Source organism: Streptomyces sp. NPDC001604 (genome assembly GCF_042893475.1).
Lineage (GTDB): Bacteria > Actinomycetota > Actinomycetes > Streptomycetales > Streptomycetaceae > Streptomyces.
Genome location: NZ_JBIAUY010000030.1, coordinates 1 through 14880 on the forward strand (window position 1 = coordinate 1; position 14880 = coordinate 14880).

Below are 14880 nucleotides of genomic sequence, written 5' to 3' on the forward strand. Positions count from 1 at the left end.
CGGACAGAACAGCCAGAAGACAGTCCAGCAGGACGTCAGTCAGTGGCAGAGTCACGACCACCGGAACCTGAGTATCAGGATCAATGTCAGTGGCGCCCCCTACGGTCTTCGCATGAGTTACCGCGATGTCGCCTCCAAACAGGTGCTGGTCTGGGCCTGCACGTCCGTCGGCGCCCGGATGCCGGTGGCGATGGCACCGCTGGCCCTGGTCTTCCTGGTGCGCGAACGCCCCGGGGGGTATGCGCTGGGCGCGGCCGTCGCCGCTGTCTATGTGCTCGGCGAGATCATCGGTGCGCCCCTCCTCGGCATGCGGCTGCGTCCCGATCGTGCCCGTCCCCAACTGGCGGCGGGGCTCGGCGTCGGAGCGGGCAGTTTCGCGGGAATCGGGGCGCTTCCCGAGGCGCAGCCCGCGGTTCTGTGTGCGTTGGCGTTCCTCGCCGGTGCCGCGCCGGCCGCCGCGGCCGGGGGACTACGTGCGCTGCTCACCGGCCTGGTTCCCGAACGGGCCGCGTCGCAGGCGCTGTCCGCCGAGTCGATGCTGGTGTCGGGCGTATGGGCCGTCTCCCCGTCCGCCGTCACCGGCCTCGCCCTCGGCGTCGCACCGCGCGCCCCGTTGCTGCTCGCGGCTGCCCTCATGGCGTCGTCGGTCGCGGGCCTGTGCCTGCTGCCGGCCGGCTGGGACACACGGAACACAGGGGAGGAGGGCGGTGAGGGGCGGGCGGAGAAGTCCCAACTCCGGCTGCTGGCCGGTGCCTGGCCGCTGTTCGTCACGGGCGCGGCGGGCCTCGCCCTGCTCGGTCTGGCCGAGCTCGTCCTGCCTGCTCTCCTGCAACAGCGGGGCACGGGCGTCGGATGGTCCGGGCCGATGCTGACCGGACTGGCGGCGGGCGGCGCGCTCGGCGCGTTTCTGCACGGCCTGCGCGCCTGGCCCGGGCTGCTGCGCACCCGCAGTGCCGTGCTGATGGTCGCGGTGATGGCATGCGTGACGCTCGTCGCGCTGATACCGGACCCGGCGGGCATCGCGGTCGCGCTGGTCGTCGGCGGCATGCTCCAGTCGGCGGTGCTGCTCGTCCGCACCCTGGCGCTGCGCGAGGCGCTTCCGCCCGGCGCACAGGCGGCCGGCTACTCGGTCATGTACGCGGCTTCGGGCGCGGGTTATGCCGTCACGGGTTCTCTTGCCGGCGCCCTGCTGCGGGTGACGGCGCCCTCCACGGCGATCCTCTGCGGTGTGGCTCTGACCCTGGTGCTGACCGCGCTCGGCTGGTGGGGCGAGGTCCGCCGCGCCCGGCGGTCATCTCACGGCGCCGACACCGCCGTAATGCCCGGAACGGCTGCCGGTGGACCTGTCGCGGCCCTCCCCGGCACGGAAAGTACGGCGATACGCGGTGGGTGTGACCCCCAGGAGTGTCTGTAGGTGCTGGCGCATCGACTGGGCCGTGCCGAAGCCTGACTGCTGGGCCACCTGGTCGACGGACAGGTCGGTCGACTCCAGGAGGTGTCGGGCACGCTCCACGCGTTGCTGGGTGAGCCACTGGCCGGGACTGACGCCGGTCTCCTCGCGGAAGCGGCGGGTGAAGGTGCGTACCGACATGGACTCCTGCGCGGCCATGTCGCGGAGCTGGATCGGCTCGTGCAGGCGGCCCAGGGCCCAGGCGCGGGCGGCCGTCGTGGTGGCCAACTGGGGCTCGGGGACCGGGCGTTGGATGTACTGTGCCTGGCCTCCGTCGCGGTGCGGGGGTACGACCGTGCGGCGGGCGATCTCGTTGGCGACGGCGCTGCCGTGGTCGCGGCGCACCATGTGCAGGCACAGGTCGATGCCGGCCGCGACGCCGGCCGAGGTCAGGACGTCGCCGTCGTCGATGAACAGCACGTTCGGGTCGACGTCGATCTTCGGGAAGAGGCGTTGCAGCTGGTCGGTCTCCGCCCAGTGGGTGGTCGCGGGGCGGCCGTCGAGATAGCCGGCCGCGGCGAGCACGAACACGCCGGTGCAGATGGAGGCGAGCCGGGTGCCGGGCCGGATGTGGGCGAGGGCGGCGGCCAGCTCCTCGGTGAGGACGCCCTCCTCGAAGACCGGGCCGAGTTCGTACGACGCCGGGACGATGACCGTGTCGGCGGTGGCCAGGGTCTCCGGGCCGTTCTCGATCTGGATGGCGAAGTCGGCGTCGGTCTCCACCGGGCCCGGTGGCCGGATCGAGCAGGTCACGACCTCGTACAGATGCCGTCCCCGGGCGTCCTTGGGGCGCCCGAAGATGCGGTGCGGGATACCCAGTTCGAAGGGGAGCAGGCCGTCGAGGGCGAGGACGACCACGCGGTGCGGGCGGAAATCAGGGTCTGCCGGCTCACTGCTCATGGCCCGATCCTAGCGAATGCTGGCCTTCGGGCCAGTGGATGCGTTCGGTTCCGGCCAGGATGCTCTATGTCGTGACCCAGACAACCGAACCCGCAGCAGTCGAAACGGCCCCCGAGTCCGGGCGATCCCCTCGTCTCCACCGGGCGTGGTTCGTCGCCGCCGTCACCTTCGTGACGATCATCGGCGCGGCCGCCTTCCGTTCGCTTCCCGGCCTGCTCATCGACCCGCTGCACCAGGAGTTCGGCTGGTCGCGCGGCACGGTCGGGGCCGCGGTCTCCGTCAACCTCGCGCTGTACGGACTCACCGCCCCGTTCGCGGCGGCGCTGATGGACCGCTTCGGCATCCGCAAGGTCGTGGCCGTGGCCCTGACCGTGATCGCGCTCGGCTCGGGCCTGACGGTGTGGATGACGGCCGCCTGGCAGCTCCTGCTGTGCTGGGGTCTGCTGGTCGGCCTCGGCTCCGGCTCGATGGCCCTCGCCTTCGCCGCGACCGTGACCAACCGCTGGTTCACCGAGCGCCGCGGCCTGGTCACGGGCATCCTCACCGCCGCCTCGGCCTCCGGCCAGCTGATCTTCCTGCCGCTGCTGTCCTGGATCGTCCAGCACCACAACTGGCGCCCGGCGGCCGTCACGGTGGCCCTCACCGCCCTCGCGGTCGTCCCCTTCGTCTGGCTGCTGCTGCGCGACCACCCGGCGGACGTGGGCCTGAAGCCGTACGGCGCCGAGGAGTTCGTGCCGAAGCCGGAGCCCGCGGTGGGGGCCGCCCGCCGGGCAGTGAACGTCCTGTTCTCGGCGTCCCGCACCGGCACCTTCTGGCTGCTGGCCGGCACCTTCGCGATCTGCGGCGCCTCCACCAACGGGCTGATCCAGACCCACTTCGTGCCCGCCGCCCACGACCACGGCATGCCCGTCACCGCGGCGGCCTCGCTGCTCGCGGTCATCGGAGTGTTCGACGTGGTCGGCACGATCGCCTCCGGCTGGTTCACGGACCGCTTCGAACCGCGCCGGCTGCTGGCGGTCTACTACGCCCTGCGCGGCATCAGCCTGCTCTTCCTGCCGATGCTCCTGGCCCCGTCGGTCCACCCCCCGATGCTGTTCTTCATCGTCTTCTACGGCCTGGACTGGGTCGCCACCGTCCCGCCGACCGTCGCCCTGTGCCGGGAGCAGTACGGCGAGGACAGCGCGATCGTCTTCGGCTGGGTCCTCGCCTCCCACCAGGTCGGCGCCGCACTGGTGGCCTTCCTCGGGGGTGTGGCGCGTGACGTCTTCGGCTCGTACGACATGGTCTGGTACGCATCCGGGGCGCTGTGCGCGGTGGCGGCGCTGATGGCGTTGGTGATCCGGCGGAGGCCGGTCGTCCCCATAGCGGTTTCAGCTTGAGTGCCGTGCCTCAGCTCGCGCGGTCGAGGGGCTCGAATCCGACGTGGAGACGCATGCCGAGAGCGACGGCGAGCCGTTCGGGCAGAGGCAGGGTGGGCATGGTCCCGCCTGCCTCGAACCGTGCCACGGCCGGCTGCCGCATACCCGTGGCCGTACGGCGTCACGTCAGTGCGGCGGTCGGCCGTCGTCTCAGGAGCCGTCGAGACGACCGAACGCCCCCCGATGGAAGATCAACGGTCCGTCGGCGGCCTCGACCGTTCCCAGGGCATCCACCCGCCCCACCACGATCAGATGGTCGCCTCCGGTATGCACGGCGTGGATCGTGCAGTCGATCCAGGCGGCTGCGCCCGTCAGCCGCGGTGAGCCCGAGACCGGTGCCGCGTCGTACGCCACCCCCGTGAACTTGTCCGCGCCGCTCACCGCGAAGCCGCGGCACAGATCGCCCTGGTGGGCGCCGAGCACGTTGACGCAGAAGACGCCCGCGCGGGCGATGCGCGGCCAGGTCGTCGACGTACGGCCGACCATGAAGGCGACCAGTGGCGGGTCGAGGGAGAGGGACGAGAAGGACTGGCAGGCGAAGCCGGCGGGAGTGGACTCCCCGTCGACGGCGGGGGCGGTGACGACGGTGACGCCCGTCGCGAAGGTGCCGAGGACGCGGCGGAACTCGGTCGGGTCGACCGGCGCCCGTTCGTCCGCGCCGACGCAGCGCAGCTCCGGGCGCGGCAGCGCTTCTACGGGGGCCGGGGTCCCGGCCGACCTGAGGTAGCGGACGGCGGCCGCGGCCGCCCCTGCGTGTCCCATCACCCCTCCATTGAAGCTGACGGTGCGTCAGATAGGAAGGTCAGCGGCCCTTGAACTCGGGGCTTCTGCGCTCCATGAAGCTCCGTACGCCTTCCTGTGCGTCCCCGGTCGTCATGTTGATCTCCTGTGCGGCCGCCTCGGCGGCGAAGGCCGTCGCCCGGTCGGCGTCCAGGGAGGCGTTGACCAGCTGTTTGGTCAGGGCGAGGGCGCGGGTTGGACCCGCGGCCAGGCGGGCCGCCCATTCACGGGCCGTCCTGTCCAGCTCGGCCTCCGGGACGACCCGGTTGACCAGGCCCAGGCGTTCGGCCTCGGCCGCGGACAGTGTGTCACCGAAGAACATCAGCTCCTTGGCGCGCTGCGGGCCGATCAGCCGGGGGAGGAGATACGCCCCGCCGCCGTCCGGGACGAGCCCCCGCCGTACGAACACCTCGATGAACCTGGCCGACTCCGCGGCCAGTACGAGGTCGCAGGCGAGCGCGAGATGGGCGCCGAGGCCGGCCGCCGTGCCGTTCACCGCCGCGATCACCGGCTTCTCGCAGTCCAGTACGGCTGCGATCAGACGCTGGGCGCCCAGGCGCAGGACGCGGGCCACGTCCCCTGCGACCCGCTCACCGGCGCCCGAGCCGCCCCGCAGATCGGCTCCCGCACAGAATCCACGCCCGGTTCCGGTGATGACGACGGCTCGTACCTCCGGGTCCGCGGAGGCCTCGCCGAGCAGTTGGATGATGCGTTCGCGCTGGTCAGGAGTGATGGCGTTGAGGGCTTCGGGGCGGTTGAGCGTGATGCGGCAGACCTGGTTGTCAGTGGCGTGCTGTACCAATGACTCAGTGGAAATTTCCGGCTCGGAACTCTTCACGCCGGTACGGGGGGATTCAGGCATGTCCATCTCATTACGCATGTTCATCTCACTACGCATGTTCATCTCAGCGGCACACCGCCAGCGCGTCCAGCGCCACGGCTCCCTGCCCCCTGGGCAGCACCATCAGCGGGTTGATGTCGAGCTCCGCGAGCTCGTCCCCGAGTTCCAGCGCCATGCGCTGCACCCGCAGGACGACTTCGACGAGCGCGTCGAGGTCGGCCGGGGGACGCCCCCGGACCCCGTCGAGCAGAGCCCGCCCACGCAGGTCGCAGAGCATGTCCCGGGCCTGCTCCTCACCGAAGGGCGGCACGCGCACGGCGACGTCGTGCAGCACCTCCACCAGCACCCCGCCGAGCCCGACGGTCACGGTCGGCCCGAACAGCTCGTCGTGCGTGACGCCGACGACCATCTCCACGCCCCGCTCGACCATCTGGCACACCAGGACGCCGTCCAGGGAGACGCCCTCGTAGCGCGCGATGTCGGTCAGCTCCCGGTAGGCGTCCCGGACCTGGCTCGCGGAGGTGAGCTCGATCTTGACCAGTCCCAGCTCCGTCTTGTGGGCGATCTGCCCGCCGGAGGCCTTCATCACCACCGGGTAGCCCACCTGGCCCGCCGCGCGTACGGCCGCTGCCGCACTGGTCACCAACTGCTCGCGCGGCACGCGGATCCCGTACGCCCGCAGCAGCTGCTTCGCCGCGTGTTCGCTGAGCTGCTTGCCCGGGCGCATCAGTGCCTGCGCCTTGCGGAAGGAGGGCGAGGTGGTGCGGGGGGCCTCGTCGAAGGGGGAGCGGTAGCCGGTGGTGAAGCGGTGGTGGTCGAGGTAGGCGCGGACCGCGGTGATGCAGTTCGCGACGGTACGGAAGGTGGCCACCCGGGAGGAGCCCAACAGGACGTCGCGGTACGCCGGTTCGGTGCCGACCGGGGATCCCCAGACCACGCAGATCAGCTTGTCCGTCTGCTCGGCAGCGTCCACCAGGTCCTGGACCAGCTTGTCACTGAGGGGAGGGAAGGGGCCGGTGATCGGGCAGATCAGGACGCCCACCTCGGGGTCGTCCAGGATCGCTTCGATGATCCTCCGGCCGCGCCAGTCGCCGACCGGATGCCCGCCGTTGTCGACCGGGTTGGCCACGCTCAGATAGTCCGGTATCCACTGGTGCAGCTCGGCCTGCTTGGCCTCCGAGAGAACCGGCAGCCGCAGCCCCGCCTCGGTCGCCAGGTCGGCGAAGTGCGCGCCCGTGCCGCCCGAGATCGAATACACGACGACGCCCTCCGCGCGCGGCGGCCGGGCGCGTGCCAACAGGGCCGCGGTGTCCTGGAGTTCGTCGAGCCCGTCCACCCGGATCACTCCGAACTGCCGCATCGCCGCGTCCACCACCGTGTCCGCGCCGGTCAGCTTTCCGGTGTGTGAGGCGGCCGTGCGGGCGCCCGTCTCGGTGCGGCCCACCTTGACGGCGACGACCGGCACGCCGCGCCGTGCGGCCCGGTCGGCGGCGAGCAGGAAGGACCGGCCGTCCTTCAGGCCCTCGACGTAGCAGGCGATGGCGCCGACCTCGGGCCGCTCGGCGAAGTAGGAGATGAAGTCGGCGGTCTCCAGGTCGGCCTCGTTGCCGGTGGGCGCCCAGTGGGAGAGCCGGATGCCGAGTTCCTGGAGGGCGAAGACGGGCCGGCCCTGGTGGCCGGACTGGGTGATGAGGGCGATGGCCGGTCCGTCGAGGTCCTCTCGGAACCGCTCGAAGGCGTTGAGGTTGGTGTTGGGCCCGAGCAGCCGCATACCGGAACGGCGTACGGCCCCCGCCAGACGCTCCTGCGCGGCTGAACCTTCCGCACCGGTCTCCGCGAACCCGGAGGCGAAGACCACCGCGAACTTCACCTTGGCCTCGGCCAGCTCCTCGAGCACCGGTAGAGGGTCGGCGAGCAGCAGTACGGCGAGATCGACCTGCTCGGGCAGGTCGGCGACGGAAGGGGAGCAGGGTATGCCGAAGACCGACGGGCGGCTCGGGTGGACGGGGTGCAGCCGCGCCCCGACCCGCTCGGCCCAGGCCACCAGCTGCCGGGTGATACCGGTGTTGGGTCGCCCCTCGGTGTCCGAGGCGCCGACCACGGCGACGGTCTCGGGCCGGAAGAACCGGTCCAGATCGAGTACGTCGGCGTACAGGGGCAGGCCGCTGACGTCGAGGTCGTCGGCCTCGACGGGCCTGCCGTGGACGGCGGGCCCGGGTTGCTCGCCACAGGCGATGACCCGGGCCCGGCGGGAGTCGGTGGTGAGGGTGCCGTGGGTTGATCCAAGCATCGGTCCGCCCGCTCCTCTGAGACAGCTCTGAGACGCCGCCAGTAATCTGACGTACTGTCAGATTACTGAACTGACGTCATGTCAGGAACGGGCTTGCGCGCAAAGTTGAACGGGCATCCAAGGCCGGACGGGTGGCCGATCGCCCCCGGCGGGGGGCCTCACAGCTCCGCGAGCACCTCCTTGGCCACCCGTTCCCCCGACCGCACGGCCCCGTCCATGTACCCGTTCCAGTACGTGGAGGTCTCGGTGCCCGCCCAGTGAATGCCGTCGACCGGCTTGCGCAGGGCGGCCCCGTACTCGGTCAGGACGCCGGGCGGGGCATAGGCGACCGGGCCGCCGCGGGAGAAGCCCTCGTTGTCCCAGCGCTGCAGCACGAAGGAGGTGGGTGACTTGGCCTTGTCGCCGAAGTAGTTGACGTAGTCCTTGAGCACGGCGGCCTTGACCTCGGCGACGCTCGACCCGTCGTACGCCCGCATCTCGTCGGCCTCGATGAAGCCCATCAGAGCGCCGTAGGAGGCGTCGGGCGGTGAGTTGTCGAACGTCGAGCGGACCACGCCGGAGTCGCTGACGACCTGGCCGTTGAGGCCGTCGGCCCGCCAGAAAGGGGTGTCGTAGACCGCGATCGCCTTGCCGATCGAGCCCATCGGCAGCCGCTGGCTCAACTGGTCCCGGGAGGCCGGCAGCAGCGGGTCGAAGGTGATGCGCGCGGCCAGCGGCGGCGGTACGGCGACGACGACCTTCTTCGCCGTCACCGTCACCCCGTCCGCGGTCACCACGTACTTGCCGCCCGACTGCGCGATCGAGCGTACCGGCGCGCTCAGCACCACCCGGTCGCCGAGCGAGGCGGCCAGCTTGATCGGCACCTGCTGGGAGCCGCCGACGAAGCGGGACTCCTGGGCGCCGTTCGCGGTGTCGGTGAGGCGTTCCAGGGTGCCGGGATTGGACTCGTTGCCCGCGGCCGCGATGTAGAAGAGCACGAAGAGGAGGGAGAGCTCACGGGGCTGCGCCGAGAAGATGGACGTGCACGCCACGTCCAGCAGGAACTTGGCGGACGGGATGACCGCGTTGGCGTTCAGCCAGCTCTCGAAGGTCTGCTTGTCCCACTCGGCGGCCTTCGCGGCGGTCCAGGGCGCGTCGACCGGGACCTTCTTGGCCATGTCGTCCAGCGAGGCCTGCACGATCGCGGCGTTGGCGAGCCCGGCCGCGTCGACGGGTGGGACGGACCCGAGGATGCCGTCGGTGGCGTAGGGGGTCCGGGTGCCGTCCTTGTAGAGGAGGTTCTTGCCGGTGTTGTAGGTGGTGAAGGTCGCCACGCCCAGGGAGTCGGCGAGGGCCTTGATGCGGTCCTGGGTGGGGCCGATGAACTCGCCGCCGCCCTCGGTGAAACCGCCGTTCGCCAGGGACAGGTTGACGACCCGGCCGCCCACGCGGTCGCGGGCCTCCAGGACGGCCACGGTCCGGCCGGCGGCTACCAGGTCGCGGGCCGCCGTCAGCCCGGCGAGCCCGCCGCCGACTATGGCGACGTCCACGTCCCGCGTGGTCGCGGCGGAGGCCGTGCCGGCGGCGGTGGCGGTGAGGGTGACGGCTCCGGCAGCGGCGGCGGCACCGCCGAGCAGGGAGCGTCGGGAGAGGGCTTGCGGATGGTGCTGTCTTTCGCGTGCCACGTGCGTCCTCCGTATGGAGAGAGTGTGGGGAGAGTATGGAGCCAGAAAGTGAGCAGCGTTCACATTCTGGCCCCGGACAGCGGCACGCTTCAACGCTCCCGTCACATCTGACTCGTGTGTAACGAGAGTGCCAGGGAAGGGAGTTGAGGGTTTTGGAGGGCGTTGAGGTCTTTTTGGGGGTGAGGGCTTCTAGGTCATCCGGGCAGACGGGACAGCGCGTCCCCGCCGTTCTTCACAATGGTCTTCGCGATCTTCTCGGAGTCCATCGCCAACTCGCGGAGCGTGCCGCTGATGGGGGTGGTGAAGCCGGTGAAGTGCAGACCTGAGGCGTGCTGCGGGGTGCGGGCGCCGTGCGCCACGGGTCTGCCCTGCGCGTCGAGCACGTCGAGGTGACCGACGAGGCCTTCCAGGGCGCGCACGTAGCCGGTGGCGGCGATCACGGCCTCCGGGGAGACGCGGGTGCCGTCGGCGAGGACGACCTTGCCGTCCTCGAAGCCGTCGACGGCGGCGACGACCTCGACCCGCCCCTTGCGGACGGCGTCGATGAGACCGACGTCCTGTACCGGGATGGCGCCCTCCTTGACCCGGCTGTACAGGCCGGTGTCGGGGCGGGGCAGCCCCTGTGCGGAGAGATCGGGGACGCTGAGCTTCGCCATCGGCCGCGCGAGCCGGTCGACGAGCCCGGTCGGCAGCCGCCGTACCAGCACGCCCGTGTACTGGGCGGCCCATCCGGCGGTCGAGCGGCGCACGATGTGCGGGGCCGTCCGCACCGAAAGCCGCACCCGCGAGGCGCCGCCCTCCACCAGGTCCACGGCGATCTCGGCGCCTGTGTTGCCGACACCGACGACGAGGACGTCGCGGCCGGCGTAGGGCGCGGGGTTGCGGTACTCGCCGGCGTGCAGGAACTCGCCGGTGTAGGCGTCGAGGCCGGGCCAGTCGGGGACGTACGGCGTGTGGTTGTAGCCGGTGGCGACGACGACCGCGGCGCCGGCCAGTTCGCGGCCGCCCGTGGCGTGCAGCAGCCAGCCCTCGCCGTCGGGGGTGCGCTCGACGCGGGAGACCTCGACGCCGGTGACGATCTCCAGTGCGTGCACCTCGGCGTACTTCTCCAGGTAGCGCACCATGTCGTCCCGGGCCACCCACCGCCCGAACCGGCGTGGCATCGGCAGCCCGGGCAGGGCCGACAGGCGGCGGGTGGTGTGCAGGTGGAGCCGGTCGTAGTGCCGCCGCCAGGCCGCACCCACCTCGTCGGACTTCTCCAGGATGACGGCGCGTATGCCCCGGGCCCGCAGCGCATACGCGACGGAGAGCCCGGCCGGGCCGCCGCCGATGACGTAGACGGGGCGTCGGCGGTCCGGTGCGCTTGCGGACGGAGAGGAGTCGGCCATGAGCGCGAGCGTAATCACGCACCGGGTTGATGGGTCTCGGTCAAGCCCGGAATTGGTTGCGGATTGATCACGCCTGTAGGAGGGGTGGGTGGGACTGGTGACGTAGAGCACTCGGTTGTGATCATTCGGCGAGTGCCGTCCGGCCCTCCCGGGCCGGGTTCCGGGGGTGGGGGTGCACGGCGCTTCCCGGATCGCACTATCTGACGTACCGTCAGATTCATGGATGCGATCTGGCTCACGGGCGCGGAATGGCTGGGCGTGCTGCGCATCGGACTCGGGCTGTGGTGGCTGGAGAGCTGGCGGCACAAGGACCGCAAGGCCTGGTTCGAGCGCGGGACCGGGATCGCATGGGCGGCGGGCATCGCCGCGAAGCACCGCTGGAACGCGGTCCGGTCCGGCTTCGAGGTCATGGTGGCGCCGCGCCCGCGGACGATGGCGTACGTCGTGGTGTACGCGGAGCTGGCGATCGGGCTGGGGCTGGTCGTCGGGTTCCTGAGCCCGATCGCGCTGGTCGGAGGGCTGCTCCTGAACGTCCTCTACTTCACGCTCATGATCCACGACGTGGCGGAGCAGGGGCAGAACTCGATGATGGCGCTGATGTCGGTGGTCGCGCTGTTCGGGATGTCGTGGCAGACGTGGTCGCTGGACGCCGTGGTGGGGTGGTTCGGGTGACCACGCGCCACGACGTCCCCGAGGCCGACGCCTTCACCCGGACGTACTGGGACGCGGCCGCCGAGGGCAGGCTGCTGATCCGCCGCTGCGGGGCGTGCGGGCGGGCCCATCACTACCCGCGCGAGTTCTGCCCGCACTGCTGGAGCGAGGACGTGGACTGGGAGCGGGCGAGCGGCCGGGCGGTGCTCTACACCTGGTCCGTGGTCCACCGGAACGACCTGCCGCCCTTCGGCGAGCGGACGCCCTACGTGGCCGCGGTCGTCGACCTGGCGGAGGGGCCGCGGATGATGACGGAGGTGGTGGGGTGCGGGGCGGGTGAGCTGCGGGCGGGGGCCGAGCTGGAGGTGGCGTTCCGGGAAGGGGTGCCGGTATTCCGGCCGCGCAAGTGAGGTGTACGGGGAAGGGGTGCCGGTATTCCGGCCGCGCAAGTGAGGCGTACGGGTTTGAATGGGCTGATGAGCTCTGTGGACGCGCAGCACATAGACCCGCATTCGCCATCCCCTTCTCCTTACCCACCTTCCTCGCCTTCCTCGCCTTCCTCGTCTTCCTCGTCTTCCTCGTCCTCCTTCTGCTTCCCCGATCTGTACGGCCATGGCATCCGTCTGCGCCCGTGGGACGCGGACTCGGACGCCGATGTCGAGGCCTGGCTGCGCGGGCTCACGGACCCCGAGTTCCGGCGCTGGAACACCCCGCTCAAGCAGGTGGACGACCTTGCCGGCGCGCGCGAGTCGCTGCGGGGCAAGGTGCTGGCCTCGGCGGACGGTTCGGGGGCGTCGTACTGCGTGACCGACGCGGCGAGCGGTGCGGTGCTGGGGCACATCGGCGTCAATGCGATCGACACCGTCCTGAGCGTTGCCCGCGTCGGGTACTGGGTGCTGCCCGAGGCCCGGGGGCAGGGAGTCGCCGTCCGGGCTCTGGCGGTGGCCTCCCGCTGGGCGCTGACCGATCTGGGGATACACCGGCTCGAGCTCGGTCATGCCCTCGGCCATGAGGCCTCGTGCCGTATCGCCGAGCGGTGCGGCTTCCGTTACGAGGGGACGTTGCGGGGCGCGATGTTCGAGGCGGGGCGGTACGACGCGTTCCGGGACGTGCATCTGCACGGGCGGATCGCCACGGACCCGGAGCCGCACATCCGGTGACGGGGGCCGTGGGTCCCGTAATTCGAAGGCGTCGGGGTGAGGGTGCGCGGGATCATGGGGCATGCGTCCCGATGACTGGTACCTCACCGACGACCTGGACACCTTCCTGACGCGCGCCGGGGGCTTCCTCCGCTCCCGCCCGGCCCTGCACACCGTCCCGCTGACGGTGACCGAGGGCCTGCGGACGCGCGGCTCGCGGTACTACGGCGCCGAGGCCCCCTACTTCGGCGTACTGGAGTCGGAAGGCGCGGTCCGGGCGGTCTACTTCCGCACGCCTCCCTACCGGCTGTGCGTCACGTCCCTCACGCCCGAGGAGGCCGACTCCCTCGCCGCTCACCTGGCCGGTCTGGGTCGCCCGGTTCCGGGAGTCTCGGGTGAGCGCTCCACGGTCGAGGCCCTGGCCCGGTCCTGGGAGCGGAGCACCGGCGCGACGACGACGCTGCACCAGCGTCAACGGCTCTACCGTCTCGCCGCGTTGACCGCCCCGCAGCCGGTGCCCGAGGGGCGGGCGCGGATCGCCGACGCCGCCGACCGGGAGCAACTGGTGCGGTGGTACGACGAGTTCATGAAGGCCATCGGCGAGAGCGGCGCGCAGCCTGCGGAGAGGTGGGCCGACTCGCGCATCTCCTACGGCGGGACGACCTTCTGGGAGGCCCCCGACGGGACCCCGGTGGCCATGGCAGGCGTGACACCGATGGTCGCCGGGCAGATCCGGGTCGCCCCCGTCTACACCCCCGCCCACCTGCGCGGCCGCGGATATGCCGGGGCGGTCACGGCCGAGGTCAGCCGGGCGGCCCTCGCGGCGGGCGCGTCCGAGGTGCTGCTGTTCACGGACCTCGCCAACCCGACGAGCAACGCGCTGTACCAGCGGATCGGGTACCGGTCGGTGGCGGAGTTCGGGGTGTACGACTTCACGGACTGAGGTGGGCCCCAGAGCTGTAGCACAGCGGGACACGCAGGGCTACACTGGTCTGATGAAGACCATCACGCAGCGCGAGCTACGGAACAACTCCGCCGCTGTCATGGACGCGGTCGAGGCTGGCGAGACCTACCACATCACTCGCAACGGCATAGAGGTGGCCGAGCTGCGCCCGCTGGCGCGTCGGCGCAGGCTGAGTGCCGACGAACTCGTGGCCAAACATCGGAACCTTCCGCGAGTCGACTATGCGCAGATGCGTGACGAGGCGGACGAGTTCTTCGGGAGCGAGGAACGGGTGGAAGAAGACCCGTGGGAGCGAGAGCGTGGCTGAACGGCACCAGGTGGGCGTCCTCGACACCTGCACCTATATCGATCTCGGCTTGCTCAGCCCGCAGAGCCTTCCCGTCATGCCGGAGCTGACGGCTGTCACGTTCGCGGAGCTGCAGCAGGGAGTGGCCATGGCCAAGGATCCCGTGGTGCGTGCGGCGCGAATGGAAAAGCTGGGAGTTGCTGTCGCCGACTTCGAGCCTCTGCCGTTCGACGGGGATGCCGCCGCCAGGTACGGCACCTTGGTCGCACTGACAGCCGCGGCCAACAGGGACCCCCGCCCGCGCCGCATGGATCTGATGATCGCTGCTGTCGCCTCGGTTCGGGGGCTGCCGCTCTTCACCCGGAACGCCGGGGACTTCAAGGGGCTTGAGAGTGCGGTCCTCGTCGTCCCTGTGTGACCAGGCCGCAGTGCACCGGCCTCACGGCCACAACAACTGGCTGACCCAACCGCTCTCTTCCCGGCGATAGTTCAGCCGTACATGCTGTCTCTGCTCATCCCCCTGGAAGAACTCCACCTCGTCCGGCCGAAGCCGGTACAGGGTCCAGGACGGCACCGGAGCGTCGGGCTCCTGCTGGGCCCGTTCCCAGGCGGCCTCGGACGCTCGCGCCAACTCCTCCAAGGAGCCCAGGACTTCGCTCTGTCGGCCGGTGAGGGCGGCGGCGAGGGCGCCGGTCGAGCGGGCGTGGAGGTCGCCCTGGGACTCCTGGGCCGGGGCGGCGGTGACCGGCCCGCGTACCCGCACCTGGCGGCCCAGCGCCGGCCAGTAGAAGCCGAGGGCCGCATACGGCCGGGCCGCCAGCTGCCCGCCCTTGCGGCTCGTCGCATGCGTCGCGAAGGCCCAGCCGTCGGCGTCGGCGCCGTGCAGCATCACGATCCGTACGTCCGGGTGGCCGTCCGCGTCCGCCGTGGCCAGCGACATGGTGTGCGGCTCCTTCTGCCCGGCCGCCACCGCGTCCGCGAACCACGCCGTGAAGAGGGCGAGCGGATCGGCGGGGGCGGTGGCCGGGTCAAACGGGCGCAGCTCGGTGACCTCCGGGTCCCACACCCGCAGCGACCTCAGCAGTTCGTGAAGATCCGTTCCCATGGGT

General features: G+C 71.2%; 14 protein-coding genes and 1 pseudogene. 8 read left to right on the top strand and 7 right to left on the bottom strand.

Annotated features, from left to right (window positions below; all coding sequences use genetic code 11):
- Positions 1 to 112: 112 nt before the first annotated feature.
- A pseudogene (locus ACFY1E_RS45590) lies at positions 113 to 1402 on the top strand (MFS transporter); the annotation flags it as partial.
- On the opposite strand, the gene ACFY1E_RS45595 reads toward ACFY1E_RS45590, so the two are convergent.
- A complete protein-coding gene (locus ACFY1E_RS45595; RefSeq protein ID WP_389087894.1) occupies positions 1292 to 2350 on the bottom strand; it encodes a GlxA family transcriptional regulator in 1059 nt (352 codons plus the stop codon). The pseudogene ACFY1E_RS45590 and the gene ACFY1E_RS45595 overlap by 111 nt on opposite strands.
- A gap of 71 nt (positions 2351 to 2421) precedes the next feature.
- Between ACFY1E_RS45595 and ACFY1E_RS45600 the strand changes: the two genes are divergently transcribed.
- Positions 2422 to 3729, top strand: a complete 1308-nt coding sequence (locus tag ACFY1E_RS45600; protein ID WP_389087897.1) for an MFS transporter — start codon at positions 2422 to 2424, stop codon at positions 3727 to 3729.
- Between the two features lie 189 nt (positions 3730 to 3918).
- On the opposite strand, the gene ACFY1E_RS45605 is transcribed toward ACFY1E_RS45600, so the two are convergent.
- The 5 genes from ACFY1E_RS45605 to ACFY1E_RS45625 form a co-directional block, all read right to left on the bottom strand.
- Positions 3919 to 4530, bottom strand: a complete 612-nt coding sequence (locus ACFY1E_RS45605) for a flavin reductase family protein (RefSeq protein WP_389087899.1) — start codon at positions 4528 to 4530, stop codon at positions 3919 to 3921.
- 40 nt (positions 4531 to 4570) lie between these two features.
- Positions 4571 to 5410, bottom strand: coding sequence for an enoyl-CoA hydratase/isomerase family protein (locus tag ACFY1E_RS45610; RefSeq protein WP_389087901.1), 840 nt, complete (start codon positions 5408 to 5410; stop codon positions 4571 to 4573).
- Positions 5411 to 5453: 43 nt separating this feature from the next.
- Positions 5454 to 7679, bottom strand: a complete 2226-nt coding sequence (locus tag ACFY1E_RS45615; protein WP_389087903.1) for an acetate--CoA ligase family protein — start codon at positions 7677 to 7679, stop codon at positions 5454 to 5456.
- A gap of 158 nt (positions 7680 to 7837) precedes the next feature.
- Positions 7838 to 9343, bottom strand: a complete 1506-nt coding sequence (locus ACFY1E_RS45620; protein ID WP_389087905.1) for a flavin monoamine oxidase family protein — start codon at positions 9341 to 9343, stop codon at positions 7838 to 7840.
- 194 nt (positions 9344 to 9537) lie between these two features.
- Complete coding sequence (locus ACFY1E_RS45625) at positions 9538 to 10731, bottom strand: flavin-containing monooxygenase (RefSeq protein WP_389087907.1); 1194 nt, start codon at positions 10729 to 10731, stop codon at positions 9538 to 9540.
- 219 nt (positions 10732 to 10950) lie between these two features.
- Between ACFY1E_RS45625 and ACFY1E_RS45630 the strand changes: the two genes are divergently transcribed.
- The 6 genes from ACFY1E_RS45630 to ACFY1E_RS45655 all read left to right on the top strand — a co-directional run bounded on the left by ACFY1E_RS45630 (position 10951) and on the right by ACFY1E_RS45655 (position 14189).
- Positions 10951 to 11403 carry a DoxX family protein gene (locus tag ACFY1E_RS45630; RefSeq protein WP_389087909.1) on the top strand — a complete coding sequence of 151 codons (453 nt, stop codon included), beginning with the start codon at positions 10951 to 10953 and terminating at the stop codon, positions 11401 to 11403.
- Positions 11400 to 11792 (top strand): Zn-ribbon domain-containing OB-fold protein, encoded by a 393-nt coding sequence (locus ACFY1E_RS45635; RefSeq protein ID WP_389087911.1) that lies wholly within the window; start codon positions 11400 to 11402, stop codon positions 11790 to 11792. Before ACFY1E_RS45630 ends, ACFY1E_RS45635 begins: the two co-directional genes overlap by 4 nt.
- Before the next feature lie 66 nt (positions 11793 to 11858).
- Entirely contained in the window at positions 11859 to 12542 is a 684-nt protein-coding gene (locus tag ACFY1E_RS45640) for a GNAT family N-acetyltransferase (protein WP_389087913.1), read from the top strand.
- Positions 12543 to 12603: 61 nt separating this feature from the next.
- Positions 12604 to 13464: a GNAT family N-acetyltransferase gene (locus tag ACFY1E_RS45645; protein ID WP_389087915.1), complete on the top strand. Its 861-nt coding sequence runs from the start codon at positions 12604 to 12606 to the stop codon at positions 13462 to 13464.
- A gap of 52 nt (positions 13465 to 13516) precedes the next feature.
- Positions 13517 to 13792: a type II toxin-antitoxin system Phd/YefM family antitoxin gene (locus ACFY1E_RS45650; RefSeq protein ID WP_389087918.1), complete on the top strand. Its 276-nt coding sequence runs from the start codon at positions 13517 to 13519 to the stop codon at positions 13790 to 13792.
- Between the two features lie 76 nt (positions 13793 to 13868).
- Positions 13869 to 14189, top strand: a complete 321-nt coding sequence (locus tag ACFY1E_RS45655; protein WP_389087920.1) for a PIN domain-containing protein — start codon at positions 13869 to 13871, stop codon at positions 14187 to 14189.
- A 21-nt stretch (positions 14190 to 14210) separates the two neighbouring features.
- Here the strand turns inward: ACFY1E_RS45655 and ACFY1E_RS45660 are convergent, their stop codons facing one another.
- The gene (locus ACFY1E_RS45660; RefSeq protein ID WP_389087922.1) at positions 14211 to 14876 is read right to left on the bottom strand and encodes a pyridoxal 5'-phosphate synthase; all 666 of its coding nucleotides are present in this window, start codon (positions 14874 to 14876) and stop codon (positions 14211 to 14213) included.
- Between the last annotated feature and the right edge of the window lie 4 nt (positions 14877 to 14880).

Excerpts from the sequence above, each read along its gene's own strand:
- ACFY1E_RS45595 (WP_389087894.1), bottom strand. The coding sequence starts at position 2,350 with ATGAGCAGTGAGCCGGCAGACCCTGATTTCCGCCCGCACCGCGTGGTC.
- ACFY1E_RS45605 (WP_389087899.1), bottom strand. The coding sequence starts at position 4,530 with ATGGGACACGCAGGGGCGGCCGCGGCCGCCGTCCGCTACCTCAGGTCG.
- ACFY1E_RS45610 (WP_389087901.1), bottom strand. The coding sequence starts at position 5,410 with ATGCCTGAATCCCCCCGTACCGGCGTGAAGAGTTCCGAGCCGGAAATT.
- ACFY1E_RS45615 (WP_389087903.1), bottom strand. The coding sequence starts at position 7,679 with ATGCTTGGATCAACCCACGGCACCCTCACCACCGACTCCCGCCGGGCC.
- ACFY1E_RS45625 (WP_389087907.1), bottom strand. The coding sequence starts at position 10,731 with ATGGCCGACTCCTCTCCGTCCGCAAGCGCACCGGACCGCCGACGCCCC.
- ACFY1E_RS45630 (WP_389087909.1), top strand. The coding sequence starts at position 10,951 with ATGGATGCGATCTGGCTCACGGGCGCGGAATGGCTGGGCGTGCTGCGC.
- ACFY1E_RS45640 (WP_389087913.1), top strand. The coding sequence starts at position 11,859 with ATGAGCTCTGTGGACGCGCAGCACATAGACCCGCATTCGCCATCCCCT.
- ACFY1E_RS45645 (WP_389087915.1), top strand. The coding sequence starts at position 12,604 with ATGCGTCCCGATGACTGGTACCTCACCGACGACCTGGACACCTTCCTG.
- ACFY1E_RS45650 (WP_389087918.1), top strand. The coding sequence starts at position 13,517 with ATGAAGACCATCACGCAGCGCGAGCTACGGAACAACTCCGCCGCTGTC.
- ACFY1E_RS45655 (WP_389087920.1), top strand. The coding sequence starts at position 13,869 with ATGCCGGAGCTGACGGCTGTCACGTTCGCGGAGCTGCAGCAGGGAGTG.
- ACFY1E_RS45660 (WP_389087922.1), bottom strand. The coding sequence starts at position 14,876 with ATGGGAACGGATCTTCACGAACTGCTGAGGTCGCTGCGGGTGTGGGAC.